General features: G+C 69.9%; 26 protein-coding genes and 5 tRNA genes. 20 read left to right on the forward strand and 11 right to left on the reverse strand.

The features are described 5' to 3' along the window. Positions 1–163: 163 nt before the first annotated feature. From LK06_RS24100 to LK06_RS24115, 4 genes are all read right to left on the reverse strand, one after another. The gene (locus tag LK06_RS24100) at positions 164–739 is read right to left on the reverse strand and encodes a GTP-binding protein (RefSeq protein WP_086083487.1); all 576 of its coding nucleotides are present in this window, start codon (positions 737–739) and stop codon (positions 164–166) included. Further along, positions 720–1118 (reverse strand): DUF742 domain-containing protein, encoded by a 399-nt coding sequence (locus tag LK06_RS24105; protein WP_039656576.1) that lies wholly within the window; start codon positions 1116–1118, stop codon positions 720–722. The genes LK06_RS24100 and LK06_RS24105 overlap by 20 nt, the downstream gene beginning before the upstream one ends. 110 nt (positions 1119–1228) lie before the next feature. Continuing rightward, on the reverse strand, positions 1229–1642 hold the full coding sequence (locus tag LK06_RS24110) for a roadblock/LC7 domain-containing protein (protein ID WP_039656575.1): 414 nt from the start codon (positions 1640–1642) through the stop codon (positions 1229–1231). A 9-nt stretch (positions 1643–1651) separates the two neighbouring features. After that, positions 1652–5470: a sensor histidine kinase gene (locus LK06_RS24115; RefSeq protein WP_174673928.1), complete on the reverse strand. Its 3819-nt coding sequence runs from the start codon at positions 5468–5470 to the stop codon at positions 1652–1654. A 567-nt stretch (positions 5471–6037) separates the two neighbouring features. Between LK06_RS24115 and LK06_RS24120 the strand changes: the two genes are divergently transcribed. From LK06_RS24120 to LK06_RS24160, 9 genes are all read left to right on the forward strand, one after another. Continuing rightward, the gene (locus LK06_RS24120) at positions 6038–6226 is read left to right on the forward strand and encodes a hypothetical protein (RefSeq protein ID WP_039656571.1); all 189 of its coding nucleotides are present in this window, start codon (positions 6038–6040) and stop codon (positions 6224–6226) included. 422 nt (positions 6227–6648) lie between these two features. Next, entirely contained in the window at positions 6649–7434 is a 786-nt protein-coding gene (locus LK06_RS24125; RefSeq protein ID WP_043435127.1) for a fumarylacetoacetate hydrolase family protein, read from the forward strand. Continuing rightward, the gene (gene gltX / locus LK06_RS24130; protein ID WP_071659247.1) at positions 7427–8911 is read left to right on the forward strand and encodes a glutamate--tRNA ligase; all 1485 of its coding nucleotides are present in this window, start codon (positions 7427–7429) and stop codon (positions 8909–8911) included. The genes LK06_RS24125 and gltX overlap by 8 nt, the downstream gene beginning before the upstream one ends. 145 nt (positions 8912–9056) lie before the next feature. Beyond that, a complete protein-coding gene (locus LK06_RS24135) occupies positions 9057–9788 on the forward strand; it encodes an HAD family hydrolase (protein ID WP_086083489.1) in 732 nt (243 codons plus the stop codon). Between the two features lie 90 nt (positions 9789–9878). Next, a tRNA-Gln gene (locus tag LK06_RS24140) sits at positions 9879–9950 on the forward strand. Positions 9951–9971: 21 nt separating this feature from the next. After that, a tRNA-Glu gene (locus tag LK06_RS24145) sits at positions 9972–10044 on the forward strand. A 29-nt stretch (positions 10045–10073) separates the two neighbouring features. Then, positions 10074–10146, forward strand: a tRNA-Glu gene (locus LK06_RS24150). A gap of 21 nt (positions 10147–10167) precedes the next feature. After that, a tRNA-Gln gene (locus LK06_RS24155) sits at positions 10168–10239 on the forward strand. A gap of 28 nt (positions 10240–10267) precedes the next feature. Continuing rightward, positions 10268–10340 (forward strand) — tRNA-Glu (locus LK06_RS24160). Positions 10341–10400: 60 nt separating this feature from the next. Here LK06_RS24160 and LK06_RS24165 read toward each other — a convergent pair. Then, positions 10401–11045 carry a MerR family transcriptional regulator gene (locus LK06_RS24165; RefSeq protein ID WP_039656566.1) on the reverse strand — a complete coding sequence of 215 codons (645 nt, stop codon included), beginning with the start codon at positions 11043–11045 and terminating at the stop codon, positions 10401–10403. Positions 11046–11128: 83 nt separating this feature from the next. Between LK06_RS24165 and LK06_RS24170 the strand changes: the two genes are divergently transcribed. Beyond that, positions 11129–11653 (forward strand): DUF4188 domain-containing protein, encoded by a 525-nt coding sequence (locus tag LK06_RS24170; protein WP_043435130.1) that lies wholly within the window; start codon positions 11129–11131, stop codon positions 11651–11653. 125 nt (positions 11654–11778) lie between these two features. On the opposite strand, the gene ndgR is transcribed toward LK06_RS24170, so the two are convergent. Then, a complete protein-coding gene (gene ndgR, locus LK06_RS24175) occupies positions 11779–12495 on the reverse strand; it encodes an IclR family transcriptional regulator NdgR (protein ID WP_039656563.1) in 717 nt (238 codons plus the stop codon). Between the two features lie 204 nt (positions 12496–12699). Here ndgR and leuC point away from each other — a divergent pair, with 204 nt between their 5' ends. From leuC to LK06_RS24195, 4 genes are all read left to right on the forward strand, one after another. After that, the gene (gene leuC / locus LK06_RS24180) at positions 12700–14136 is read left to right on the forward strand and encodes a 3-isopropylmalate dehydratase large subunit (RefSeq protein WP_039656561.1); all 1437 of its coding nucleotides are present in this window, start codon (positions 12700–12702) and stop codon (positions 14134–14136) included. Positions 14137–14138: 2 nt separating this feature from the next. Next, positions 14139–14732 carry a 3-isopropylmalate dehydratase small subunit gene (gene leuD / locus LK06_RS24185; protein WP_039656559.1) on the forward strand — a complete coding sequence of 198 codons (594 nt, stop codon included), beginning with the start codon at positions 14139–14141 and terminating at the stop codon, positions 14730–14732. Between the two features lie 298 nt (positions 14733–15030). Then, a complete protein-coding gene (locus LK06_RS24190; protein ID WP_039656557.1) occupies positions 15031–15261 on the forward strand; it encodes an SCO5555 family protein in 231 nt (76 codons plus the stop codon). A 136-nt stretch (positions 15262–15397) separates the two neighbouring features. Further along, positions 15398–16069, forward strand: coding sequence for an HU family DNA-binding protein (locus tag LK06_RS24195; protein WP_039656555.1), 672 nt, complete (start codon positions 15398–15400; stop codon positions 16067–16069). 70 nt (positions 16070–16139) lie between these two features. Here LK06_RS24195 and LK06_RS24200 read toward each other — a convergent pair whose 3' ends face one another. Then, positions 16140–16343 carry a hypothetical protein gene (locus LK06_RS24200; RefSeq protein WP_039656553.1) on the reverse strand — a complete coding sequence of 68 codons (204 nt, stop codon included), beginning with the start codon at positions 16341–16343 and terminating at the stop codon, positions 16140–16142. A gap of 135 nt (positions 16344–16478) precedes the next feature. After that, entirely contained in the window at positions 16479–17126 is a 648-nt protein-coding gene (gene cofC / locus LK06_RS24205) for a 2-phospho-L-lactate guanylyltransferase (RefSeq protein ID WP_039656551.1), read from the reverse strand. Between the two features lie 153 nt (positions 17127–17279). On the opposite strand from cofC, the gene LK06_RS24210 reads away from it, so the two are divergent. From LK06_RS24210 to LK06_RS24220, 3 genes are all read left to right on the forward strand, one after another. Next, positions 17280–18044, forward strand: a complete 765-nt coding sequence (locus LK06_RS24210; RefSeq protein ID WP_039656550.1) for a lysophospholipid acyltransferase family protein — start codon at positions 17280–17282, stop codon at positions 18042–18044. Beyond that, entirely contained in the window at positions 18041–19051 is a 1011-nt protein-coding gene (locus LK06_RS24215) for an NAD(P)H-dependent glycerol-3-phosphate dehydrogenase (protein ID WP_039656548.1), read from the forward strand. The genes LK06_RS24210 and LK06_RS24215 overlap by 4 nt, the downstream gene beginning before the upstream one ends. 183 nt (positions 19052–19234) lie before the next feature. Further along, a complete protein-coding gene (locus LK06_RS24220; RefSeq protein WP_039656547.1) occupies positions 19235–20392 on the forward strand; it encodes a D-alanine--D-alanine ligase family protein in 1158 nt (385 codons plus the stop codon). A gap of 51 nt (positions 20393–20443) precedes the next feature. Here LK06_RS24220 and LK06_RS24225 read toward each other — a convergent pair whose 3' ends face one another. Together LK06_RS24225 and LK06_RS24230 are read right to left on the reverse strand one after the other, a co-directional pair. Further along, positions 20444–20962: a DUF3515 domain-containing protein gene (locus LK06_RS24225; protein WP_039656545.1), complete on the reverse strand. Its 519-nt coding sequence runs from the start codon at positions 20960–20962 to the stop codon at positions 20444–20446. Positions 20963–20982: 20 nt separating this feature from the next. Continuing rightward, positions 20983–21216, reverse strand: coding sequence for an Lrp/AsnC family transcriptional regulator (locus tag LK06_RS24230; protein ID WP_039656543.1), 234 nt, complete (start codon positions 21214–21216; stop codon positions 20983–20985). A 253-nt stretch (positions 21217–21469) separates the two neighbouring features. On the opposite strand from LK06_RS24230, the gene LK06_RS24235 reads away from it, so the two are divergent. Both LK06_RS24235 and thiD read left to right on the forward strand, forming a co-directional pair. After that, complete coding sequence (locus LK06_RS24235; RefSeq protein ID WP_039656542.1) at positions 21470–22435, forward strand: thiamine-phosphate kinase; 966 nt, start codon at positions 21470–21472, stop codon at positions 22433–22435. Continuing rightward, a complete protein-coding gene (gene thiD / locus LK06_RS24240) occupies positions 22432–23217 on the forward strand; it encodes a bifunctional hydroxymethylpyrimidine kinase/phosphomethylpyrimidine kinase (protein WP_039656540.1) in 786 nt (261 codons plus the stop codon). Before LK06_RS24235 ends, thiD begins: the two co-directional genes overlap by 4 nt. Positions 23218–23342: 125 nt before the next feature. Here thiD and rpmB read toward each other — a convergent pair whose 3' ends face one another. Beyond that, entirely contained in the window at positions 23343–23528 is a 186-nt protein-coding gene (gene rpmB, locus LK06_RS24245; RefSeq protein ID WP_003993230.1) for a 50S ribosomal protein L28, read from the reverse strand. A 258-nt stretch (positions 23529–23786) separates the two neighbouring features. Between rpmB and LK06_RS24250 the strand changes: the two genes are divergently transcribed. After that, positions 23787–25469, forward strand: coding sequence for a DAK2 domain-containing protein (locus tag LK06_RS24250; RefSeq protein WP_039656537.1), 1683 nt, complete (start codon positions 23787–23789; stop codon positions 25467–25469). Positions 25470–25491 lie beyond the last annotated feature (22 nt).

The raw sequence follows: 25491 nt of genomic DNA on the forward strand, positions 1-25491 counted from the left end.
GGGGTGTTTGTGAGCACAGCGGCACCGCCCGACCGCGTCGCGTGGTGACGCCGGGCGATTCCTCTGCCGAACTGTTATGAACACCGGAGCCGACCGTGTCAAAGGCCACAGCCGGCTCCGTTCCATTTACGACAACTGCCCTACGGCTCGTCGTCCTTGTGTGCTACTTCAGACGCGCCATCAGGGCGTGCTCCACCAGCGTGATCAGCGCACTCTTGGCATCGGCGCGGTGCCGGGCGTCGGTCGTGATGATCGGGGCGTCGGGGCCGATCTGGAGGGCCTCGCGTACTTCGTCGGGGTTGTAGGGCTGCTGGCCGTCGAAGCCGTTGAGGGCGATGACGAAGGGCAGACCGCTGTTCTCGAAGTAGTCGACCGCGGGGAAGCAGTCGGCGAGACGTCGGGTGTCCACGAGCACCACGGCGCCGATGGCGCCGCGCACCAGGTCGTCCCACATGAACCAGAAGCGGTCCTGTCCCGGGGTACCGAAGAGGTACAGGATCAGGTCCTGGTCCAGGGTGATGCGGCCGAAGTCCATGGCCACCGTGGTGGTGGTCTTGTCCCCGGTGTGGGTCAGGTCGTCGATGCCGGCCGAAGCGGACGTCATGACGGCCTCTGTGCGCAGCGGGTTGATCTCCGAGACGGCGCCGACGAACGTGGTTTTGCCCACGCCGAAGCCGCCCGCCACCACGATCTTCGCGGAGGTGGTAGCCCGGCCCGCGTCAGAGCTTGCGAAGTCCACTGAGCACCCTTTCAAGCAGCGTCACGTCCGGAGCGCCGCCGTTGTTCTCGTCGCCCCCCGGCTGGTGGACGGCAACCAGGCCGGCCTCGGCGAGGTCGGCGACCAGGATCCGGGCCACACCGAGTGGCATGGCTAGCAGTGCGGAAACCTCCGCGACCGACTTGACCTCACGGCACAGGTGACAGATGCGCTGGTGCTCCGGGAGCAGCCCCATGAGCGCTGCCGGGTCGGCCGTGGTGCTGATCAGCGCCTCTATCGCGAGCTGGTAGCGCGGCCGGGTCCGGCCACCGGTCATCGCGTACGGCCTCACCAGAGGCTGGTCGCCCTCATCCCCGTACGACTCGGCGTACGGATCAGGGTGGGCGGTGGGCGGTGTCATGAATCCTCCGGGCGGGACAGCAAGTCGGTCGGGCTGGCCGTCTGACGGGGCCGGTGGGGGGACTATGGCGGCCGGACGGTGGGGTGTGAGGCGGTTGGTGCCGGGGGCGGTCAGTGGAGCAGACTGCCCTGGAGTTCGGCGCGCAGGTCCGGGGTGAGTACCGCACCCGCACGGTCGACGAGCAACGCCATCTCGTAGCCGACGAGGCCGATGTCTGCCTCTGGGTGGGCCAGGACCGCGAGCGACGACCCGTCCGAGACCGACATCAGGAAGAGGAACCCGCGCTCCATCTCGACGACCGTCTGCGCCACGTTGCCGCCCTCGAAGATCCGGGACGCCCCGGCCGTGAGCGAGGTCAGCCCGGAGGCGACCGCCGCCAGCTGGTCGGCACGGTCCCGTGGGAAGCCTTCGGACATCGCCAGCAGAAGGCCGTCGGCGGAGACCACCACGGTGTGGGACACCCCGGGGGTGTTGTCCACAAAGTTGGTGATCAACCAGTTCAGGTTCTGTGCCGCCTGGCTCATCGAACTCAACTAACGCTCCTGCTGGTGAGTGGGGCTCGGGAAGCTGCCGGTCTGGCCGTTGCCGGCCTGACGGCCCTGAGCGATGCCCCGACGGAGATTGGTCAGCCGTCCACGTACGTCGTCAGGCGCACGCGAGACCTGCGGACCGGCTTGGTGCTGTTGCTGCTGTGCCGTGCCCGGGACGAGGTTCGCCCGGGGCACGCGGCGCGGCAGACCCGAGGTGGTGACGCCACCCGCGGAGGGCTGCCGGACGCGTTCTGCCTGCCGGACGAGATCGTCGTTCGGCGAGGTACGCCAGGAACCGGTGTTCGAGGCGGAGGGCTGTGGAGCCGGGGCAGGCGCCTGCGGCTGCTGCGCCGCGGGCGCGCTCTCCTGCTGCGCACCGCCGTGGAACCAGTTGGTTTCCAGGGTGTCGTACAGCGGGGTACGGCCGTCGCTCGGGCCGCGCCCTTCACCGGGCCGACGTGCGACGCTCCGGCCGCCGGGTTCCTGGCCGGCCGTGCGCTGCTGCGGGGCCGGCTGCCGCGGGGCACCGAAGTCGTTGCGGCCGGCCGGCTGCGGGCGCTCGAACTGGCCCGTCTGCGCGGGTTCCTGGCGGCCGGGCAAGGCGTGCCGGCCGGTGGAGCTGCCGTCGAAGCCGCCATTGAAGGAGTCGCGGTACGCCTGCTGAGCCTCGAACTGCCCCGTCTGCTGGGGGTCGTTCTGCTGCTCGGGTACCGACTGGCCGAAGACGTCGGAGCGGACGAACGGACCGGAGCCCTGGCGGTCGTCGGGCCGGGGCCCGAACCGGTCATCCTGGTGGGCGGCGTCGGGCTGTGCGAACTGACCCGTCTGCTGCCCGGCATCCGGCTGTGCGAACTGCCCGGTGTGCTGGGAGCCGTCGGGCCGCGCGAACTCACCCGACTGGGAGTTGTCCGGGTGGGCGAACTGGCCCGTGTTCTGCGAGTCGTTGAAGCCATTGAAGTCGGCATGCGGGAATTCGCCCGTGGCGGCCGGAACGTCGTCGATCCGGGGTATGTCCGCGGTCGAACCCGGACCCTGCCGGTCGTCCACGCGCGGCATGGGCGCGGTGTGCGCCGGATCCTGCTCTTCGTGGCCGCGCGGAGCGTCCTGCGCAGCCCGTGGCAGCGGCGCCTGGCTGCCGCCCCAGTCCGCGGTGCGCGACTGCGCCTCACCGCCGGGCAGTTCGGCCCGCGCGCCGCCGCGCGGCGGGAGCTGGGGCTGGCGGCCCAGCTCCGCGGGGCCACCGGTCCGCTGCGACCCACGGCCGCCGAAGAAGTCCTGCTGTCCGCCCGGATGCGTGGTGGGTAGACCTTGCTGGGCATTCGGCGCGGGGGAGCCGAAGCCACCCGCACCCGTACCGGCCGGCGGCCGGTTCTGCTGGGAGGACCCGGGACCGCCCTGGGGACCACGCGCTCCGCCCGGCGCACCCGGACGGCCGCCCTGGCCCGCGCCAGGCAGCGCCGCCCGGGGCCCCTGTCCGGCGCCGACCTGACCGCGCGGGCCGCTACCGGCACCGAGCGGACCGCCTCCCTGGCCGTTTCCGGTGCTCGCGCGCCGGGCTGCGGCGGCACCGGCCGCAGCTTGTGCGGCAGCGGGGCCACCTGTGGGGGCGGGTGCGCCCGGCTTGCCCTGACCGGGCTTCTTGCCGCCCTGGGCGACGTCCACGGGCAGCATGACCAGCGCGGTCGTACCACCGGAGTCGGACGGGCGCAGCTGGATGCGGATGCCGTGTCGCTGGGAGAGCCGGCCGACCACGAAGAGGCCCATGCGGCGGGAGACGGAGACGTCCACGGTGGGCGGCGAGGCCAGCCGCTCGTTGATCGCGGCCAGGTCCTCCGGCGACAGTCCGATACCGGTGTCGTGGATCTCGATCAGCACGCGGCCGTCGGGCAGCGCGTGACCAGTGACCTTGACCTTGGTCTGCGGCGAGGAGAACGAGGTGGCGTTCTCCAGTAGCTCGGCGAGCAGGTGCACGAGGTCGTTGACGACTCGGCCAGCGACCTCGGTGGTGGGTACCGAGGCCAGTTCGATGCGCTCGTACTGCTCCACCTCGGACGCGGCGGCGCGGAGCACGTCGACCAGCGGGACCGGGCGGGTCCAGCGGCGGCCGGGCTCTTCACCCGCGAGGACGAGGAGGTTCTCGCCGTTACGACGCATACGCGTGGCGAGGTGGTCCAGCTTGAACAGCGAGGACAGCTGGTCCGGGTCGGCCTCGCGGGACTCCAACTCGGAGATCAGCGACAGCTGGCGCTGGATCAGACCCTGGGAGCGGCGGGAGAGGTTGGTGAACATCGCGTTGACGTTGCCCCGCAGCAGCGCCTGCTCGGCGGCGAGGCGGACCGCCTCGCGGTGCACGTCGTCGAAGGCCGCGGCCACCTGACCGATCTCGTCCCGGGAGTGCACACCGACCGACTCGACGGAGGTGTCGACGTCCTGGGGGTCGGACTCGGACAGCTGCTTGACCAGCTCGGGCAGGCGGTCCTGGGCGACCTTGGTCGCCGTCTCCTGCAGCCGGCGCAGCGAGCGGATCATGGATCGGGCCACGACGAACGCGCCGACCAGCGAGATACCGAGGACGATGAGGATCAGCGCACCGGAGATGATCGCGTCCTGCTCGGAGGAGGCCTTCAGCTCACGGGCCTTCTGCTCCATGTCCTCCAGCAGCGAGTGCTCGATGTTCTTCATCTGCTGGATCTTGGTCACGCTGGTGTCCAGCCAGTCGCGGTACGAACGCGCCGGCAGCGACTCGATGCCGTCCGGCGATGCGAAGGCACGCTTGGCGTAGGTGTTGGCGGCCTTGATCGTGGGGTTGCCCTCCTCGATCGGCTTGAGGAGCGCCTCCGCGTTCTGGTCGGCGTAGATCTTCCGGAAGATCGCGAGTTCGGAGGCCTCGCTCTCGTACGCCGCCTCGCCGTAGAGCTGGTCGTTCTTTGAGAGGTGCCCCTTGGAGGAGGTGGTCGCCGGCAGCGCGGCGGCGATCATGGCGCGCTGCACGGAGGCGTACTCCTTGGCGGTGGAGAAGGCCGCCAGGGCGCGGGTGCGCGAGATCATCTCCGGGTTGCTGGACGCCTCGGCCATGTCCTGGGACAGGCCGATGAGCTGAGTGATGAGCCGGTGGTAGGACTCGACCGTCTGGGTCGCGTTGTTCTTCGACTGGTACGCGTTCTTGCGGATCTTGGCCAGGTCGTCCAGCTGGTGGACGATGCCGACGAGGGCGTCACGGACACCCTGCAGGTTGCCGTTCTTGCTGGCCGTGTCGATCTGTTCGGAGGCGGTGAGGAAGTTGTCGCGGGCGTGGTCGGTCTTCTCCTGGTAGCCCTTGACCGTGTAGTCGGTCGACTTCAGTCCGCCGTGAGCCAGCGGGCCCGCGGACTGGTCGCGCTCCTCCTGGAGGGCGGCGGCCAGCTCGGTGGCCTGCTTGGTCATCTGGGTCAGCAGCTTCATGTTGTCGAGCTGCTGGATGTCGTCCATGGACTCGTTGATGCGTAGCGCGCCCAGCGTGGTGGCCGCGACCACGGGCAGCGCGAGCAGCGACACCAGGCGCGTGGAGATGCGCCAGTTGCGCAGGGCAAGGCGCGAACCGGTACCGGTCGGGCCCTTGCCGGGCTCCACTGTCGGTGTGGGGGTGTCGGGCTTCACGGTTCCCGGCGGGACCGGCGAGTTCGGCGGGGCGGACGCACCGGTGCGTCCGCCCCGCTCACCGCCGTCTCCGGACGGGGCCGGGCCCTGGCTCTGGGCGTGCTGGGGCGAGGAACCGCGGTCGGTTCCGCCGTGCGACTCCGGCTCTGCCGAAGCGCTGCCATCCCTCTTGAAACGTCCCTGCACTAGCGTCGCAACCTCTGGACCAGGCGCCCCTCCGCGTGAACGAAGGGACACGGTGTTGGCGTCGTGGAGAGCGCCCTGAATACGCCCCCCGATGGTCTTGAGTACCGGCGCTGGATCCCCCTGTCTCGCCGCCACTCGGCGCTGTAGCGCCCCCTGTGCGCCGGCTCGATCCTGCGGCGGTCCGTGGAATTCCAGCACAGTGCTGGATCTCCAACAAGAGCAGTGAACCGAGCTGTGACCTCCGTGACGCAATGTGCGTGCCACATCACCAGACGTAGAAGGCGATCTGGTGCATAACGGGTGGATCAGCCCCAGTCGCCCCTCGGTGGCACGTGTCCCAGTCGCCATGATCAGGAGCGGAATGATGGCTTCAGGGGGCCAATGTCCTTTTCGTCGAGGTGTGTTGGCGGCCGGAATTGACCGGTTTGCCTGCGGGATCGTGAGGAAACTCACACGCCGATCGTGAACGGTTGGCGCTTGCGGTGGGGAATCGGATGTTTAGCCTGACGCTTTACAGCAGTGGCGACTCTGCCAACCCGCTCGACTAGAGGGCACAGGACGACAACGGTGAAGACGACGACGATGTTCCGCAACATAGCCAACCCGCGGCGCACGACCCTGGCGCATCTTGAGGACGCCGGAGCACTGGGCACGCCCGAGCTTCCGGAGCACTCCGTCGACCTCCCCGCTCAGACGGCCAACCCCAGGCGCACCGTTCTGATGGAGATCCCGGTCGGTGCCGCGGTCGGCGCATAGCCGGCCGGACGGCGCGCCGTCACAGACACGGGCAGACCCGTCGAGGCGGGCCGTCGGATCCCGGTGCAGGGGGACAGGACCGCCCCGGCAAGACGGTGGCACCAGGGGAACGCGCCCGGAGGACCAGCCGCTCATGGCGGTCCCCCGGGCGCGTTCCCCATGGGCGTGCGGTCTCCGTGCGGGGCGGCACCCCGAGTAACCGGGGCGCCCTGGCGCGGCGAGTGAAGGAAGGGGGGCCCGCGCGACAGCACCACGGGCGCGGGCCCCGCTCCGGTCGGTGCCGGATTGCCGGGTCTCCCGCACGCCGGTTCCGGGCACGGAAAGCACCTGACCGGCGGCCGTACCAGCCGAACGCGGGGCCGTCCGACCGGTTAACCTGGGGCGTCAGTACGCCGGTTCTCAGTGAGGGGCGCAAGGATCCCGTGCGCATCGCCAGGTTCTCCATCGACGGGAACGTTGCCTTCGGCGCGGTCGAGGGCGAGAAGCAGGACGAACTCGTCCTCGACATCATCAAGGGCATCCCGTTCGCGGAACACGAGTTGTCCGGGACGAAGGTGCCGCTGAGCAAGGTCAGGCTGCTCCCGCCGGTCCTCCCCAGCAAGGTCGTGGCCTTCGGTCGCAACTACGCCGAGCACACGCGCGAGCTGGGCCACGAGGTGCCCGAGGCCCCGTTCGCCTTCCTCAAGCCCTCCACCTCCGTGGTCGGAACCGGCGATGACATCCAGTACCCGCCGTTCTCCCGGGAACTGCACCACGAGGGCGAGCTGGCGATCGTCATCGGCCGCATGTGTCGCGAGGTGCCGCGCGAGCGCGTCAGGGACGTGATCTTCGGTTACACCTGCGCCAACGACGTCACCGCCCGTGACGTCCAGCGTCGCGAGAAGCAGTGGGCCCGCGCCAAGGGCTTCGACACCGCCTGCCCGCTCGGCCCCTGGGTGGAGACGGACCTGGACCTGGCCCGTGCGAACGACCTCACCCTCCAGCTCACGGTCAACGGTGAACAACGTCAGCTGGGCCGTACGAGCGAGATGATCCACCCCATCGAGGACCTGGTCGTCACCATCTCCGAGGCCATGACCCTGCTCCCCGGCGACGTCATCCTCACCGGCACCCCGGCAGGGGTCGGCCCCCTCAACGTCGGCGACGAGGTCGCCGTCACCATCGAAGGCATCGGCACTCTCACCAACAAGGTTGTCAAGCGTGGCTAGCGCACCCGGCTCACCCGTTCGCGTCCGTTTCTGCCCCTCGCCCACCGGTAACCCCCACGTGGGCCTGGTCCGCACCGCCCTGTTCAACTGGGCGTTCGCCCGGCACCACCAGGGCACCCTGGTCTTCCGCATCGAGGACACCGACGCGGCCCGCGACTCGGAGGAGTCGTACAACCAGCTGCTCGACGCGATGCGCTGGCTCGGCTTCGACTGGGACGAGGGGCCCGAGGTCGGCGGCCCGCACGCACCGTACCGCCAGTCGCAGCGCATGGACCTGTATGCCGACATCGCGCGGAAGCTCCTCGACGGCGGCCACGCCTACCACTGCTACTGCTCGCAGGAAGAGCTGGACACCCGTCGTGAAGCCGCCCGTGCGGCCGGCAAGCCGTCCGGCTACGACGGCCACTGTCGTGACCTCACCGCCGAGCAGGTCGAGCAGTACGAGGCCGAGGGTCGGGCTCCGATCGTCCGGTTCCGCATGCCGGACGAGACGATCACCTTCACCGACCTGGTCCGGGGCGAGCTGGCCTTCACCCCGGAGAACGTCCCGGACTACGGCATCGTCCGCGCGAACGGCGCTCCGCTGTACACCCTGGTGAACCCTGTCGACGACGCTCTGATGGAGATCACCCACGTCCTGCGCGGCGAGGACCTGCTCTCCTCCACGCCCCGCCAGATCGCCCTCTACCGGGCGCTGATCGAGCTGGGCATCGCCAAGCAGATCCCCGCCTTCGGTCACCTGCCGTACGTGATGGGTGAGGGCAACAAGAAGCTCTCCAAGCGCGACCCGCAGTCCTCGCTCAACCTCTACCGCGAGCGGGGGTTCTTGCCCGAGGGCCTGCTCAACTACCTCTCGCTGTTGGGCTGGTCGCTCTCGGCGGACAAGGACATCTTCACGATCGACGACATGGTCGCCGCCTTCGACATCGCGGACGTGAACCCCAACCCGGCGCGCTTCGACCTGAAGAAGTGCGAGGCGATCAACGCCGACCACATCCGGATGCTGGATGCGAAGGAGTTCACCGAGCGCTGCCGTCCCTGGCTCAAGGCCCCGTTCGCCCCCTGGGCGCCGGAGGCCTTCGACGAGGCCAAGTGGCAGGCCATCGCCCCGCACGCCCAGACCCGCCTGAAGGTCCTCTCCGAGATCACCGACAACGTCGACTTCCTGTTCCTACCGGAGCCGGTTCTCGACGAGGCCTCGTGGACCAAGGCGATGAAGGAGGGCTCCGACGCCTTGCTCCGCACGGCCCGCGAGAAGCTGGAGTCGGCCGACTGGACCTCCGCCGAGTCCCTCAAGGAGGCCGTCCTGGCAGCCGGTGAGGCCCACAGCCTCAAGCTCGGCAAGGCGCAGGCCCCGGTCCGTGTAGCCGTCACCGGTCGCACCGTCGGCCTGCCGCTCTTCGAGTCCCTGGAGGTCCTGGGCAAGGAGCGCACGCTGAGCCGCATCGACGCGGCACTGGCGAAGCTGGCCGCGTAACCGAGCGGTTTCCGACGGGGGCGGCACCCGGGTTCCGGGTGCCGCCCCCGTCGGGTGGGCCGACCGGCGCCTCCCCCAGGCCCGGATCGCGGCGCCGTCCGGCGTTCCCCGGACGCACTGCGCATCTCCGGGTTACGTTCGGATCATGAAGATCCAGGCCGTGGTATGGGACGTCGACGACACTCTCTTTGACTACACGACCGCCGATCGGCAGGGCATGGGGGCGCACCTGGCGGCCGAGGGGCTCCTGGCCGCGTACGGTGGTGCGGAGGCGGCCCTGGTGCGGTGGCGGGAGGTCACCGACCAGCAGTGGGCGCGGTACGCAGCCGGAGAGGCCACCTTCCCGGAGCAGCGTCGTGACCGGGTCCGTGTGTTCCTGGACGAGCAACTGGGTGACGCCGAGGCCGATGCGTGGTTCCAGCGGTACATCGCGCACTACGAGGCCGCCTGGAGCCTGTTCCCGGACGTCCTGCCGGCTCTGGAGGCCCTCGCCACCAGCCACCGGCATGCGGTGCTGTCCAACTCCAGCCTCACCGTCCAGGAGCCCAAGCTGCGCACGCTCGGCGTCCGCGACCGTTTCGAGGTCGTGCTGTGCGCGGCCGAGCTGGGTGTGTCCAAGCCGGAGGCCGGGGCCTTCCTGGCGGCCTGCGAGGCGCTGGGCCTGCCTCCGCAGGAGGTGGCGTACGTCGGCGACCATCCGGAGATCGACGGCAGGGGTGCCGTCGAGGCCGGGTTGCTGTCGGTGTGGATCGACCGCGGGGCAGCCTACGCCCGAGCCGTCGGGGAGGTCGTGGCACACCGGATCTCGACCCTCGCCGAACTCCCCGCGCTCGTCCGCTCAGATACCCGTTTTGGAGCCCCGTCCACCTTCAGGTAATGTTCTTCCTGCGCCGAGGGGAGCGGGCCGGAAGGCCGGAGCCCCGAGGAGCAAGCTAGAACGAGAACCCCGCAGGGGCTTGAGTTCCAGTGGCCTATGGTGTAATTGGCAGCACGACTGATTCTGGTTCAGTTAGTCTTGGTTCGAGTCCAGGTAGGCCAGCTCGCAGAGCTTATCTGCAAAGCCCCCGTTGTGTAGCGGCCTAGCACGCCGCCCTCTCAAGGCGGTAGCGCCGGTTCGAATCCGGTCGGGGGTACTGGTCCCGGTCTTGTCGGGATCGCTAGGGCCCCCGTTGTGTAGCGGCCTAGCACGCCGCCCTCTCAAGGCGGTAGCGCCGGTTCGAATCCGGTCGGGGGTACTGACTGGTCTAAACCATCATTGGTCTATGGTGTAATTGGCAGCACGACTGATTCTGGTTCAGTTAGTCTTGGTTCGAGTCCAGGTAGACCAGCTCGGACCTGCGGAAACGCAGTGTCCACGCCCCCGTTGTGTAGCGGCCTAGCACGCCGCCCTCTCAAGGCGGTAGCGCCGGTTCGAATCCGGTCGGGGGTACGTATATGGAAGGCCTCCCACTCCGGTGGGAGGCCTTTCGTGTGTCTCCGCTCCCGCGGTTCACTCGAAGCCGTAGCGCCGCGCCGACTCCTCCTCCTGGGCCAGTCGGTGCAGGGCCTGCAGCATTGGCTCCACCAGGACCGCGCTGAGCACCGCGGTCTCCACCTTCTCCGCCTCCGAGGGGTAAGTCTCCACGTTGTCCAGGTCGAGTCTGGCTGCCTCGTGCATCAACTTGGCGTATGACACCAGAAGTTCGGCATCCCAGTCGTAGCCGAGCCGGCGGAACGCGGCCACCGCCACTACCAGGGAGCGGTACGCGGGGGACACGGTCGTCAGCAGCTTGGCGTTGGACCAGCCGAGGGTCTCCAGCAACGCGCCCGCCTCCTGGTGTGCCGCCCGCACGAACGCGTCGTCCTCGTCCGGCTCCGGCACCTGCGGCAGTGCCCACAAAGCCGCACCCATCCGCAGGGTCCGGCCCAGGGAATCGTCGTCGACGTGCCCCAGTACCTCCCGGACCGTGGCCACCGGCAGTCCGCCGACCTGGATCATCGCGCGCACCAGTTGCAGCCGGCGCAGGTGCTCCGCGTCGTACTCCGCGGTCGTGGTGTTGAGCTGGCGGCCCGGCGGGAGCAGCCCCTCACGCAGGTAGTACTTGATCGTCGCGGTGGACACACCACTGCGTCTGCTCAGCTCGGCAAGCCGCATCCCTTGCGCTCCTTCTTGGATAACGGCACTGTCCAAGCATCCATGGCTTGGATAGTGCCGCTCGCCGATGAGGGGGAGTCCCGATGTCGAACCGGATCGTCTCAGGTCGTACCACCGCGAATGCCGAAGGTGAGGTGGCGGTCCTGCTGATCGGCATGCGCATCAACCGCTTCCGGGCCGTACACCTGTGGCTGCCCGTGATGCTGGCGATGTTCCGCATGCTGCGGGAACTGGAGCGGGAACCCGCGCGAGGCCTGCGCAACCGGGTCCTGCTGACTGCGTCTCCCCGCACGTACTACGTCGTGCAGTACTGGGAGTCCAAGGAGAAGCTCTACGCCTACGCCACCGCGCCGGACGCCTTCCACCACAAGGCCTGGGCGCTGTTCAACCGCAAGGAGCGCAGCGGCAGGCTGCGTGGAGGGGTGGGCATCTGGCACGAGGCGTACGTGGTGCCGGAAGGGTCCTACGAGGCGATCTACGGGGACATGCCGGCGTTCGGACTGGCCGCCGCGTACGGGCAGGTGCCGCTGGACAAGCGGGGCCGGTACGCGAAGGACCGGTTCGCCTACCGGTCGAAGGAGGCCGAGGCGACCGGGAAGACCGCCTGACGGGGACGGGAGACCGTCTGACGCGGAAGAGGGGAGGAGCGTGAGTGGGGGGAACCGGGAAGCGGGGAAGCGAGGGAGGGCCTGCCGCGGCGTTGAGGCCGGCCCTCCCGGTTTCCGGGGGCGGCTCAGCCCGAGCGGCGCAGCGCTTCCGACAGGCGGGCCGCGGCGTCGATGACCGCCTGGGCGTGCATGCGACCCGGGTGGCGCGTCAGGCGCTCGATGGGCCCCGAGACGGAGACGGCGGCCACCACGCGGTTGGAGGGGCCGCGCACGGGAGCCGAGACGGACGCGACGCCCGGTTCCCGCTCACCGATGGACTGGGCCCAGCCGCGCCGTCGTACACCCGACAGGGCCGTCGCCGTGAAGCGGGCCCCCTGCAGGCCGCGGTGCAGGCGCTCGGGCTCCTCCCAGGCGAGCAGGATCTGTGCTGAGGACCCGGCCTTCATGGTGAGTGTGGAGCCGACCGGGACGGTGTCCCGCAGGCCGGACAGGCGCTCCGCCGCGGCCACGCAGATCCGCATGTCACCCTGGCGCCGGTAGAGCTGTGCACTCTCACCGGTGATGTCGCGGAGGTGGGTGAGTACGGGGCCCGCCGTCGCGAGCAGGCGGTCTTCGCCGGCCGCAGCCGCGAGCTCCGCGAGGCGCGGGCCGAGGATGAACCGGCCTTGCATGTCGCGTGCCACCATGCGGTGGTGTTCCAGGGCCACGGCCAGGCGGTGGGCCGTGGGTCGTGCCAGTCCGGTGGCGCCGACCAGACCCGCGAGGGTGGCCGGACCGGACTCCAGAGCGCTCAGGACGAGGGCCGCCTTGTCCAGAACGCCGACGCCGCTACTGTTGTCCATGCAACGATACTTGCGTCTCACTCTGTGAAACGCAAGTTCAATTTTCCGTGGAACGCGCCACCCTGGGACCACAAGCGGCCCGCACCCCAAGGGGCCCGGCGGTGGATGCCCAAAACCACGACTCCAGGGGACGGAAAGGGCGGCCGCCGCTTCCTCAAGATCTCTAGTTGGGCCGGTGGACGTTCGCCGGCCGGAGGGAAAGCGATGGGTAGGACACTCGCGGAGAAGGTCTGGGACGACCACGTCGTCCGGCGCGCCGAGGGCGAGCCCGACCTCCTCTACATCGATCTGCACCTGCTGCACGAGGTGACCAGCCCGCAGGCTTTCGACGGGCTGCGCAAGAACGGCCGGAAGGTGCGCCGCCTCGACCTCACCATCGCGACCGAAGATCACAACACCCCCACCCTCGACATCGACAAGCCCATCGCCGACCCGGTCTCCCGCGCCCAGCTGGAGACGCTGCGCAAGAACTGCGCCGAGTTCGGGGTACGCCTGCATCCGCTCGGCGACGTCGAGCAGGGCGTCGTGCACGTCGTCGGCCCTCAGCTGGGTCTGACCCAGCCGGGCGCCACCGTGGTCTGCGGCGACTCGCACACCTCCACGCACGGCGCGTTCGGCGCGCTGGCGTTCGGCATCGGCACCTCGCAGGTCGAGCATGTGCTGGCCACCCAGACGCTGCCGATGGCCCGTCCGAAGACCATGGCCATCACCGTCGAGGGGGAGCTGCCCGAGGGCGTCACCGCTAAGGACCTGATCCTGGCGATCATCGCGAGGATCGGCACCGGAGGAGGCCAGGGCTACATCCTGGAGTACCGTGGCTCCGCCATCGAGAAGCTCTCGATGGAGGCCCGCATGACCATCTGCAACATGTCGATCGAGGCCGGCGCCCGCGCGGGCATGATCGCCCCCGACGAAACCACCTTCGCCTACCTCAAGGGCCGCGCACACGCCCCCGAGGGCGCCGACTGGGGCGCCGCGGTGGAGTACTGGAAGACCCTACGCACCGACGACGACGCGGTCTTCGACGCCGAGGTCGTCATCGACGCCGCCGAACTGTCCCCGTTCGTCACCTGGGGCACCAATCCCGGCCAGGGCGCACCCCTTTCGGCATCCGTCCCCGACCCGGCTTCGTACGACGACGCATCGGAGCGCTTCGCCGCCGAAAAGGCCCTGGAATACATGGGGTTGGAGGCCGGTCAGGCGCTGCGCTCCATCAGGGTGGACACCGTCTTCGTAGGCTCCTGCACCAACGGCCGCATCGAGGACTTGCGCGCCGCCGCCGCGATCCTGCGGAGCCGCAAAGTCGCCGACGGCGTACGGATGCTGGTCGTCCCGGGCTCGGCGCGAGTCGGACTCCAGGCCGTTTCCGAGGGCCTGGACGTGGTCTTCAAGGAGGCCGGCGCCGAATGGCGGCACGCGGGCTGCTCGATGTGCCTGGGCATGAATCCCGACCAGCTGGCCCCGGGCGAGCGCTCCGCCTCCACCTCCAACCGCAACTTCGAGGGCCGGCAGGGCAAGGGCGGTCGTACCCACCTGGTGTCGCCGCAGGTGGCAGCCGCCACCGCCGTCCTGGGCCGCCTGGCCTCCCCGGCCGACCTGACCGACGACAACGCCGCCCGCACGCCTGCTGGAGTCCGATAACCATGGAAGCCTTCACCACCCACACCGGCCGGGCCGTTCCGCTGCGCCGCAGCAACGTCGACACCGACCAGATCATCCCTGCTCACTGGCTCAAGAAGGTAACCCGGGACGGCTTTGAGGACGGCCTGTTCGAGGCCTGGCGCAAGGACCCGGAGTTCGTGCTCAACCGCCCCGAGCGGCAGGGAGCCACGGTCCTGGTAGCAGGCCCCGACTTCGGCACCGGCTCCTCCCGTGAGCACGCCGTCTGGGCGCTGCAGAACTTCGGTTTCAAGGCCGTGATCTCCTCCCGCTTCGCGGACATCTTCCGGGGCAACTCGCTGAAGAACGGCCTGCTCACGGTGGTCCTGGAGCAGAAGGTCGTGGACGCCCTGTGGGAGCTGACCGAACAGGACCCCGCCGCCGGAATCACCGTCGACCTTCAGGCCCGGGAGGTGCGCACGACCGGTATCACCGCCTCCTTCGAGCTGGACGAGAACTCCCGCTGGCGGCTGCTCAACGGCCTCGACGACATCTCCATCACGCTCCGGAACGAGGCCGACGTCGCCGCCTTCGAAGCCGGACGCCCCCTCCACAAGCCGCGGACGCTTCAGGCGTGATCGCGCTCTGATACCGCTCTGAATCCGCTCTGACCGGCGCACGCCGAACGGGTCGGGTTTCGGCCACCTCAACACTCCGTCCGTACCCCCGATCGCCACGATCGGGGGTACGGACGTTTCTGCACCCGAACGGCCCCGCGTGCGCCACTCCTTCCACTCAACTATCCATGTCGGGAAGGAGATTGGCGATGTTCGTGACCGTCGTCGGTAAACCCTGTGGATGGCCCGGGAGGGTTGTTGGGGGCGGCAGTTGCACCCTGCGCAGGCGACAACTCGCCCCAGATGGCACAATCTGTGCATGGAACACGACGGCCAACTCCAGCTCTATGCGGCGGTCGCGAACCAGCTCAAGGAAGCGCACACAAGGGTGCGCGCACTGCAAGTCCCGGAGGGCGTACGGATGGCGCTGACCCGGAAGCTGCTGGTCATTACGGCCGCGGCCAAGCACGATCTCGCCGACGCGGCAAGGCGGCTCGAACGGTTCACCGCGGACCTTGACGAGGGACGGATCCCCGACGGGGGCCGCTGAACAGTCCGGGGTAGCCGAGTCCGTTGCGGCACAAGGGTGATAAGCCCGTTTCGTGTTTGATTTGCGGTATATATCTGCCTAACGTGCGAAAAAGCTTGAACACTTTCGTTCCGGCGATGTCTCCGAAGGGGAAGACGTGAACAAGGCGCAGCTCGTAGAAGCGATTGCCGACAAGATGGGCGGTCGCCAGCAGGCCGCCGATGCTGTCGACGCGGTCCTGGACGCCATCGTCCGCGCGGTCGTCGCGGGCGACCGGGTCTCGGTCACCGGCTTCGGGTCCTTCGAGAAGGTCGACCGCCCCGCTCGCTACGCCCGCAACCCCCAGACGGGCGAGCGGGTTCGGGTCAGGAAGACCTCGGTGCCCCGCTTCCGCGCGGGACAGGGTTTCAAGGACCTGGTGAGCGGCTCGAAGAAGCTGCCGCGCAGCGGCGAGGTCGCCGTCAAGAAGGCCCCCAAGGGCAGCCTGACTGGTGGTGCTTCCGCGACGGTCAAGAAGGCAGCCGCGAAGAAGACCGCCAAGGCCGCCGCCGCGAAGAAGGCAGCGGCCAAGAAGGCAGCGGCGAAGAAGACCACGGCGAAGAAGGTCACCGCGAAGAAGGCCGCGGCCAAGAAGGCCCCCGCGAAGAAGACCACGGCGACCGCCAAGGCCGCCGCCGCGAAGAAGGCCACGGCCAAGAAGACCACGGCGAAGAAGGCCGCGGCCAAGAAGGCCCCCGCGAAGAAGGTCACCGCCAAGAAGGCCCCGGCCAAGAAGTCGACGGCCCGCAAGACCACCGCCAAGAAGGCCAGCGCCCGCAAGGCCTCGTAAGGCCACTGAGGCACTCACGCGCCGGGCCGGACTCCTTCGGGGAGCCCGGCCCGCGGCGTGTGCGAGGGCGTTACAGGGTGTGGAGCGTGATCAGGGTGATCCGCAGGCCGTCCCCCGCGCCCTCGGTCTCGATCCGCACCCGCTGTCCGGGCCGCAGCAGCCGCAGCCCGCCCTTGTCGAACGCCGCCGTACCGAAGGGCACCGGCGTGCCGTCGTCGAGCAGCACCTGCCCGCTGTGGGTGTCCGGATCAAAGGTGTACGCGGTCGCCTGCATGACGTCCAGCCTAGTACCGCGGCACCAGTCTTCCGCGGTTGCCTGCCCCGCCTCGGGATCCGTGCGCCGCCGGTGGACGGGCGGAGTCGGCCGCGACGTCCCGGCGTTCCCCGAGAAGCCGTTCCAGCGTCGGCCTCAGCGACTTTCGGGCCCCGGCATCAGCAGGCCCGCCGACACCACCGCCGTGTACGGGCCCACTCCGAGAGCCAGCGCGACACGCAGATCGTCCCCGGTGTCCACGTCCTGCCGCACCGAATCGACGTCCGCCAGGAGGAGTTCCGTCGCGCCCGACACCCGGTGCCGGGCCCGGGAACCGGCACCGAAGGCGGGCCGCAGGTCCCGGCCGGGCATTGCGGCCAGCAGTGTGGTGCCGACCTCGGCCGCATCCGGCACGAAGGCTCGGGGGAATTCCGTCGCCGCGGTGAGCACCCGGGACAGTTCCGGTGGGCGCAGCGCGGGCAGATCGGCGTTCAGAGCGGCGACCGCAGCACCCGGGCGGTCCTGCCGGACGACGGTGGCGCCGTGCGCCAGCGCGGCGTTCAGGCCGCCCGCACGCGTGTCCGGGACGATTCGCGCGCCCAGCGCCGATAGCTCGTGTGCGGCCAACTCGTCGTCCGTGACGACTGCCACATCCATCACCACCGGACAGGCCAGCGCCGCGGCCACCGTGTCCTGTGCGAACGCGAGCGCCAGGCTCGGCCGCAGCCCGTTCGCGGCGGTGTCCGCCAGCCTGCTCTTGGCCCGTGCCAGGGGCTTGAGCGGAATGACCAAGGTCCACTGCACCCGTGTACCGTCCCTCCCTCGTCGCGCCCATTGTCACCTGGGGCAGCCTGCGGCTCGGGGGGCGGGGCGTACGGTGTTCTCGACAGACCGGCGGCCCCGGGTGACACTTGTGCGGCCCCAGCCGGGGTGGCAGTCCTAGAGGAAGGTGTCCCTGTGCCCCGCCGCAGAATCGGCTTCTGGTACCGCTTCGCCGCGGTGATCTGCAAACCACCGCTGGTGGTTCTGATCAAGCGGGACTGGCGCGGAATGGAGCACATTCCGGCCAAGGGCGGATTTATCACTGTGGTGAACCACAATTCCCACGCGGATCCCTTCGCATATGCGCACTACCAGTACAACACCGGGCGGGTTCCGCGTTTCCTGGCGAAGAGCGGACTTTTCAAGAAGGGATTCATCGGCGCCGCCATGCGGGGTACCGGGCAGATTCCCGTCTACCGCGAGAGCGCGGACGCGCTGAGCGCCTTCCGGGCCGCGATCGACGCCGTGGAACGCGGCGAGTGCGTCGCCTTCTACCCCGAGGGCACCCTCACCCGCGACCCGGACGGCTGGCCCATGACCGGCAAGACCGGCGCCGCCCGTGTGGCGCTGCAGACGAAATGCCCGGTCATTCCGATCGCCCAGTGGGGCGCCAACGAACTGCTACCGCCGTACGCCAGGAGACCGGACCTCTTCCCGCGCAAGACCCACCACGTGCTGGCGGGCCCACCCGTGGACCTGACGCGTTTCTACGGCAAGGAGATGACCCCGGAACTGCTCAAGGAGGCGACCGAGGCCATCATGGCCGCCATCACCCGCCTGCTGGAGGAGATCCGCGGAGAGAAGGCACCCGAGACGCCCTACGACCCCCGTCGCGAGCGGATCGAACAGCGGCGCCGTACCCAGGCGCAGGCCGGCGGGGAACAGGAGAGCGGCAAGTGAGCAAGCCTGTCCAGGCAGCCGTCATGGGCACCGGCTCGTGGGGCACCGCGTTCGGCATGGTCCTCGCCGACGCGGGTTGTGACGTCACCCTGTGGGCCCGCCGTCCCCAACTGGCCGAGGCGGTCAACTCCACCCGGACCAACCCCGACTACTTGCCGGGTGTCGAGCTCCCGGAGAACCTGCGCGCCACCTGTGACGCGGCCGAGGCCCTCAAGGAAGCCGACTTCACCGTTCTCGCGGTCCCCTCCCAGACCCTGCGCGCCAACCTCACCGAGTGGACCCCGCTGCTCGCGCCGGGCACTGTGCTCGTCTCCCTGATGAAGGGCGTCGAACTCGGTTCCACTATGCGCATGAGCGAGGTCGTCGAAGACGTCGCCAAGACCGGCGCCGACCGCATCGCCGTTGTCACCGGGCCCAACCTGGCCCGCGAAATCGCCGCCCGCATGCCCGCTGCGGCCGTGGTCGCCTGCACCGACGAGGCGGTCGCCCAGCGCCTGCAGGTCGCCTGCCACACCCCGTACTTCCGGCCGTACACCAACACCGACGTGGTGGGCTGCGAACTCGGCGGCGCGGTCAAGAACGTCATCGGTCTCGCGGTCGGCATCGCCGACGGCATGGGGCTCGGCGACAACGCCAAGGGCTCGCTCATCACCCGGGGTCTGGCCGAGACCACCCGGCTCGGCATGGCGCTCGGTGCCGACCCGCTCACCTTCTCCGGACTCGCCGGACTCGGCGATCTGGTGGCCACCTGCTCCTCGCCGTTGTCCCGCAACCACACCTTCGGCACCAACCTCGGCAAGGGGATGACGCTTCAGGAGACGATCGCGGTCACCAGGCAGACCGCCGAGGGCGTCAAGTCCTGCGAGTCGGTGCTGGATCTGGCCCGCCGGCACGGCGTCGACATGCCCATCACCGAGACGGTCGTCGCCATCGTCCACGAGGGCAAGTCGCCGGTGGCCGCCGTCAAGGAGCTGATGGCGCGCAGCGCCAAGCCGGAGCGGCACTGAGCCTCCTCACACCGCTACCGCAGCGCCGCCGGTGTGGTGCCGCCCCGTACGGCACCACGCCCGCGTCCGGGTGACGCAGCGCGACCGCGGACGCGACGTTGCGCGACCGTCCGTGCGACGTTGCGCGACCGGCCCGGAGCGGGCGCTGACTTGGGGGGTACCAACGGGTACTCTCAACGCGATATGAGCACCGAGAACCTCCCCCAGAACCCCGAGCAGCCGCCGCGCAAGCCGCGTGTGGCCGTCGTGTTCGGCGGGCGCAGCTCCGAACACGGGATCTCCACGGTCACGGCCGGCGCCGTCCTCAAAGCCATCGACCGGACGAAGTACGACGTCCTGCCGATCGGCATCACCCGGGAAGGGCGTTGGGTGCTGACGGCCGACGAGCCGGAGCGGATGGCGATCAGCGACCGCCGGGTACCCGCCGTCGAGCAACTGGCGGAGTCACTCGAAGGCGGTGTGGTGCTCCCCGTCGACCCGGCCAGCCGGGAGGTCGTCTACACCGAGCCGGGCTCCGTGCCCAAGGCACTCGGCGAGGTCGACGTGGTGTTCCCGGTGCTCCACGGCCCCTACGGTGAGGACGGTACCCTCCAGGGCCTGCTGGAGCTGTCCGGTGTGCCGTACGTGGGCTCCGGTGTGCTCGCCTCGGCCGTCGGCCAGGACAAGGAGTACATGAAGCGGGTGTTCACCTCCTTCGGGCTCAAGGTCGGCCCGTACCTGGTGATCCGGCCCCGCGAATGGGCCCGGGAGGAGTCCGCCGCACGCAAGAAGATCATCGACTTCGCCGGCGAGCACGGCTGGCCGTTGTTCGTGAAGCCCGCGCGTGCGGGCTCCTCCATCGGCATCACCAAGGTCGACGACCTCTCCGGCCTGGACGAGGCGATCGCCGAGGCCCAGTCGCACGACCCGAAGATCCTCATCGAGGCCGCGCTGCGGGGCCGTGAGATCGAGTGCGGCGTCCTGGAATTCGAGGACGGGCCGCGGGCCTCCGTCCCCGCCGAGATCCCTCCGCCGGACGCGCACGCGTACTACGACTTCGAGGCCAAGTACATCGACTCCACGCCCGGACTCGTCCCGGCGCCGCTGACCGACGAGGAGACCGCCGAGGTCCGGAGTCTGGCGGTCGACGCGTTCGAGGCAGCCTCCTGCGAGGGCCTGGTGCGCGCGGACTTCTTCCTCACCGAGGACGGCGAGTTCGTGATCAATGAGATCAACACACTGCCTGGCTTCACACCGATCTCGATGTACCCGCAGATGTGGCAGGCCACCGGCGTCAGCTACCCGGAGCTGATCGACCGCCTGGTGCAGGCCGCGCTGCGCCGCCCGACCGGGCTGCGCTGACCTCGCCCGGGCCCCGCCGGCCCGGGTGCGCGGGCCCGGCCGTGCGTGCCGTCACCGCATGGAGGCGATCCCCTGGGGGATCGCCTTCCTGACGGAGGCGGCGAGGCCGGTGAGTACCGAGGTTCCCTCCTGCTGCGCGGACATGCCCACGGGCAGGCTCACCTGCACATAAGCCACCCGGTTCGCCGTGGTGAACCGCCAGGTGCCGTCGCCCTGTTTCTCCATCAGCCAGTCCACGCCGTTCACCGCACCGGGGACGGCGTCCGGGTCGTTCCCCTCGGACACCTTGGGATCGATCATCTTCGGCGGCCGAACGACACCACAGCGCAGTATGATCGCCGGGTTTCCCCAGCCCGCCGTGTAGGCGGACCGGGGCGCGGGGTCGTTGCGGCTCCGTCCGTCGAGCTTCTGCGGCAGTACCCGGTGCAGATCCCGGCACACCTTCGCCGTCTTCGCGTCGGGGCTGGGAACCGCCACCGTGGTGCTGTCGTCTGCTGTGGAGCAGCCCGCTGCCGCGATCAACAGCGCGGGCGCGAGCAGGCCGAGAGGCCGGTGACGGAAGATGTTCACCGGCCAAGGGTAGACGGGGGCTACAGATGCACGACCGGACAGGTCAGGGTGCGGGTGATGCCGTCCACTTGCTGGACTTTGGCGACCACCATGCGACCGAGGTCGTCGACCGTGTCGGCCCGGGCGCGCACGATGACGTCGTACGGTCCCGTTACGTCCTCGGCCTGGATCACTCCAGGGATCTTGCTGATCGTCTCGGCGACGGTCGACGCCTTGCCGACCTCCGTCTGGATCAGAATGTACGCCTGTACCACGGAACCTCCAGGGCGGCCACGAGGATCATGTGGGGAAAAGGAACGCCACGGTATCGCGTTGCCGACCCCCTGGGGGAGACCCGTGGAGGCCGAGCTCGCGCGCCAGGCTGCGGGCACGACGGAAGTTGACGGTCATCTGGACCGTATCGGCGGTCATCTCGACCGTATCGGGGACACTGATGATGCGCGAGTGGGCCGTGACGGGGGCGGCGCACGACGGACACGGCATGGGAGAGAAGGGGAGCCAAGGGAAATGAAGGGCACTGTTGGTGAGCTCGGGGAGTTCGGGCTCATCAGGGAGCTCACCTCCCGTCTCACCACCACCCCGGCGGTCCGGATCGGCCCCGGCGACGACGCCGCGGTGGTCGCCGCGCCAGACCGCCGGGTGGTGGCGAGTACCGACATCCTGTTGGAGGGCCGGCACTTCCGTCGTGACTGGTCCACCGCCTACGACGTCGGCCGCAAGGCGGCGGCGCAGAACCTCGCGGACATCGCCGCCATGGGCGCAGTCCCGACTGCGCTGCTGCTCGGCCTGGTCGTCCCGGCCGAACTCCCGGTCAGCTGGCCCAGCGAGCTCATGGACGGGCTGCGCGACGAGTGCCAGGTGGCCGGGGCCTGTGTGGTCGGCGGGGACGTCGTACGCGGTGACACGATCATGGTGTCGATCACCGCGCTCGGTGACCTGCGCAACCAGGAGCCGGTGACCCGGGCCGGAGCCCAGCCCGGCGACATCGTGGCCGTCACGGGTTGGCTGGGCTGGTCCGCGGCCGGTTACGCGGTGCTCTCCCGGGGCTTCCGCTCGCCCCGCGCCTTCGTCGAGGCCCACCGGCGTCCCGAACCGCCCTACCACGCGGGTCCGGCCGCCGCCGGGCTCGGCGCCACCGCGATGTGCGACGTGAGCGACGGGCTGATCGCCGACCTCGGGCATATCGCCGAGGCCAGCAAGGTCCGCATTGACATCCGGTCCGGTGCGATCGATATTCCGACGCAGATGAACGACATCGGGCAGGCCGTCGGCGTGGATCCGCTGCAGTGGGTGCTGACCGGCGGAGAGGACCACGCGATCGTGGCGACCTTCCCGCCGGACGCCAAGCTGCCGGCCCGTTGGAAGGTCATCGGCGAGGTCCTCAACCCGTCCGCGCTGCCCCAGGTGACGGTCGACGGGGCCCCCTGGACGAGCAAGGGCGGCTGGGATCACTTCGGGGACATCGAGTCGTGATCCCGAGGGTGCTCACCGTGGCGGGTTCGGACTCCGGCGGCGGAGCCGGGATCCAGGCCGACCTGAAGACGATGCTGGCGCTCGGCGTACACGGGATGAGCGTGATCACGGCGGTGACCGCGCAGAACTCCGTGGGCGTGCAAGGCGCCTGGGAACTGCCGGTGGAGGCGGTACGGGCCCAGTACCGCAGTGTCGTGGACGACATCGGCGTGCAGGCCGTGAAGACGGGGATGCTGGCCTCGGCCGAACTGGTCGAGGCGGTTGCCGCATTGATCTCCGGAACCCGCGCGCCGGCCGTGGTGGACCCGGTGGGCGTCTCGAAGCACGGCGACGCGCTGCTGGCGACCGCCGCGCTGGACTCGGTCCGCACCACGTTGCTGCCGGTGGCGACCGTGGCGACTCCGAACCTCGACGAGGTGGCCCAACTGACGGGGGTGCGGGTCGAGTCGGAAGATGATCTGAGCCGGGCGGCGGCGGCCGTGCTGTCTCATGGGCCGCGCTGGGTGCTGATCAAGGGCGGACACTTGCCCGGAGACGCCGTGGACCTGTTGACGGACGGCTCGGAGGAGCACCGGCTGAGGGCCCCGCGCCACGGCAACCGGCACACGCACGGCACGGGCTGCACACTGGCCTCCGCGATCGCGGCGGGGCTGGCGAAGGGGCTGACCGTGCCGGAGGCCGTCATACGGGCCAAGGAGTACGTCACCGGGGCGATCGCGGGCGGGTTCGCGCTGGGCGCGGGGATCGGGCCGGTGGACCACGGGTGGCGGCTGCGTGGCTGAGGTCGTGCCGAGCACGGCAGAAAGCCGGTCCACCAGGAGGTGGACCGGCTCTTGCAGCGAACCGGTAGTGGCCGCGCGCGATGGGGTCCCCCGCCCCGAACGGAACTATGGGGCGGGGTTGTGCGTCAGCGCGAGACCTTGCCGGCCTTGATGCACGAGGTGCAGGCGTTCACGCGCTTCGGCGTCCCGCCGACCACGGTACGCACACGCTGGATGTTCGGGTTCCAGCGGCGAGACGTACGGCGGTGCGAGTGCGAGATGTTGTTGCCGAAGCCCGGCCCCTTGCCGCAGACGTCGCAGTTGGCAGCCACGGGTCACTCCAAAGACTTCAGATGCACTTACGGATAATCCCGGCATGCCGGGATCGAGGTCTTGAGACCTGAGATCTGAGTGGCGCTGCCAGGGGAACGGCCCGATCAGGATCGGGCAACCGGAGCAGCATACAACGCCTGCTCCCGTTCAACGAAACTACCATGGCAGCTCAGGGGCCCGCTCCCGGCCCTCTTCCGGTGGACACCACTTCGGGGTCTACGCTGCGTCCCACGTCCAGCCAGCTCAGGGAGGCGCAGGTGGCGCAGGTGCCGCAGACATTCTTCGATGCTCTCGCGGTGCGCACCTGGTGCGGTCTGGCCCTGCGGGCACTGGGCCGGGCCCGCGCCGAGATCGACGCGATCAACGTCTACCCGGTCGCGGACGGTGACACCGGAACGAACCTCTACATGACGTGGGAGTCGGCGGTGACGGCCGTGGAGGCCGTGTTCGAAGGGTACGAGACGGGCTGCGGGGAGCCGTCCCTCGCGGACGCGGTGCACGCCATGGCCCACGGGGCACTCATCGGGGCCCGGGGCAACTCCGGGACGATCCTCGCGCAGCTGCTGCGTGGGATGGCGCAGGTGCTCGCCGCCGACGACGCCGGGCGCGAGCCGCCGCACCTGGAAGGCGGGCGGCTGAGGCTGGCCCTGCGCCGGGCCGCCGACTCCGCCCGGCAGGCCGTGGCCCACCCCGTCGAGGGCACGGTGCTCACTGTCGCCTCGGCCGCCGCCAACGCAGCGGAGCGGGCCGAGGGCGACTGTGCGGCAGTCGCGCGGGCGGCCTACGAGGGTGCGCGAGCGGCTCTGGCGGCCACACCGGGTCAGCTGGCCGTGCTGCAACAGGCCGGGGTGGTCGACGCCGGCGGACGGGGGCTGGTGGCGGTGCTGGGGTCCCTGGTGGAGGCGTTCACGGGGGAAGCGGTGCGTGAGGTCCCGAAGGTCCCGGAGCCCGTTGCAGGTGGTCACGCGCCCGTGACCGTCCCCGGCGCCGGGCTGTGCGTCGCCGCCGCCGAGGCCGGCGGGCCCGCCTTCGAGGTGATCTATCTCCTGGAGGCAGGCGACACGGCAGTGGCCCGGCTCCGTGAGCGACTCGACGCCCTCGGGGAGTCCCTCGTCGTGGTCGGCGGCGACGGACTGTGGAACGTGCACGTGCACGTTGACGACGCAGGCGCCGCCGTGGAAGCGGGTGTGGAGGCCGGGCGGCCGTACCGGATCAAGATCACCCACTTCGGCCTTGGCGATGTGCACACTGGGGCTGAGCGACCGACGCGCGAGCGCGCCCAGCGTGCGGTCGTCGCCGTCGTGCCAGGTGAGGGGCTGGCCGGCCTGTACACCGAAGCGGGCGCCACCACCGTCCTCGCGCGCCCCGGGGAGCCGCCCGCCAGCGGCGAACTGGTGCAGGCGGTACGGCGTGCCCACGCACGCGAGGTCGTGCTGCTGCCCAACGACGCCGAGCTGCGTCACACAGCCGCCGCCGCGGCCGAGCAGGCCCGCGCCGAGGGCATCCGCGTGGCCCTGATCCCGACCCGGTCGGCCGTCCAGGGCATCGCCGCGCTCGCCGTGCACGAGGCCGCGCGCCGGTTCGACGAGGACGTCGTCCAGATGACCTCGGCGGCGGGCGCCACCCGGTACGCCGAGGTCGTCGTCGCCGAACACCAGTCCTGGACGACGGCTGGCATCTGCCAGGCCGGGGACGTCCTGGGCCTGATCGACGGCGATGTGGCGGTGATCGGCCCGGACGTCACCGCAACCGCCGAGACCGTCCTGGACCGCATGCTCCAGGCCGGCGGCGAGCTGGTCACCCTCGTCATCGGCGACGATGCGCCCGAGACGATCGCCAGACACCTCCAGGCACGCGTGCGCGAGTCCTACCTGGCCGTGGACACGGTGGTGTACCAGGGTGGCCGGCAGGGAGCACTGCTGCTCATCGGCGTGGAATAGCGCGCCGAACAGACGGCGGGAC

The organism is Streptomyces pluripotens (genome assembly GCF_000802245.2).
Lineage (GTDB): Bacteria > Actinomycetota > Actinomycetes > Streptomycetales > Streptomycetaceae > Streptomyces > Streptomyces pluripotens.

Excerpts from the sequence above, each read along its gene's own strand:
- LK06_RS24105 (WP_039656576.1), bottom strand. The coding sequence starts at position 1,118 with ATGACACCGCCCACCGCCCACCCTGATCCGTACGCCGAGTCGTACGGG.
- LK06_RS24110 (WP_039656575.1), bottom strand. The coding sequence starts at position 1,642 with ATGAGCCAGGCGGCACAGAACCTGAACTGGTTGATCACCAACTTTGTG.
- LK06_RS24135 (WP_086083489.1), top strand. The coding sequence starts at position 9,057 with ATGAAGATCCAGGCCGTGGTATGGGACGTCGACGACACTCTCTTTGAC.
- LK06_RS24165 (WP_039656566.1), bottom strand. The coding sequence starts at position 11,045 with ATGCGGCTTGCCGAGCTGAGCAGACGCAGTGGTGTGTCCACCGCGACG.
- LK06_RS24170 (WP_043435130.1), top strand. The coding sequence starts at position 11,129 with ATGTCGAACCGGATCGTCTCAGGTCGTACCACCGCGAATGCCGAAGGT.
- ndgR (WP_039656563.1), bottom strand. The coding sequence starts at position 12,495 with ATGGACAACAGTAGCGGCGTCGGCGTTCTGGACAAGGCGGCCCTCGTC.
- leuC (WP_039656561.1), top strand. The coding sequence starts at position 12,700 with ATGGGTAGGACACTCGCGGAGAAGGTCTGGGACGACCACGTCGTCCGG.
- leuD (WP_039656559.1), top strand. The coding sequence starts at position 14,139 with ATGGAAGCCTTCACCACCCACACCGGCCGGGCCGTTCCGCTGCGCCGC.
- LK06_RS24190 (WP_039656557.1), top strand. The coding sequence starts at position 15,031 with ATGGAACACGACGGCCAACTCCAGCTCTATGCGGCGGTCGCGAACCAG.
- LK06_RS24200 (WP_039656553.1), bottom strand. The coding sequence starts at position 16,343 with ATGCAGGCGACCGCGTACACCTTTGATCCGGACACCCACAGCGGGCAG.
- LK06_RS24220 (WP_039656547.1), top strand. The coding sequence starts at position 19,235 with ATGAGCACCGAGAACCTCCCCCAGAACCCCGAGCAGCCGCCGCGCAAG.
- LK06_RS24235 (WP_039656542.1), top strand. The coding sequence starts at position 21,470 with ATGAAGGGCACTGTTGGTGAGCTCGGGGAGTTCGGGCTCATCAGGGAG.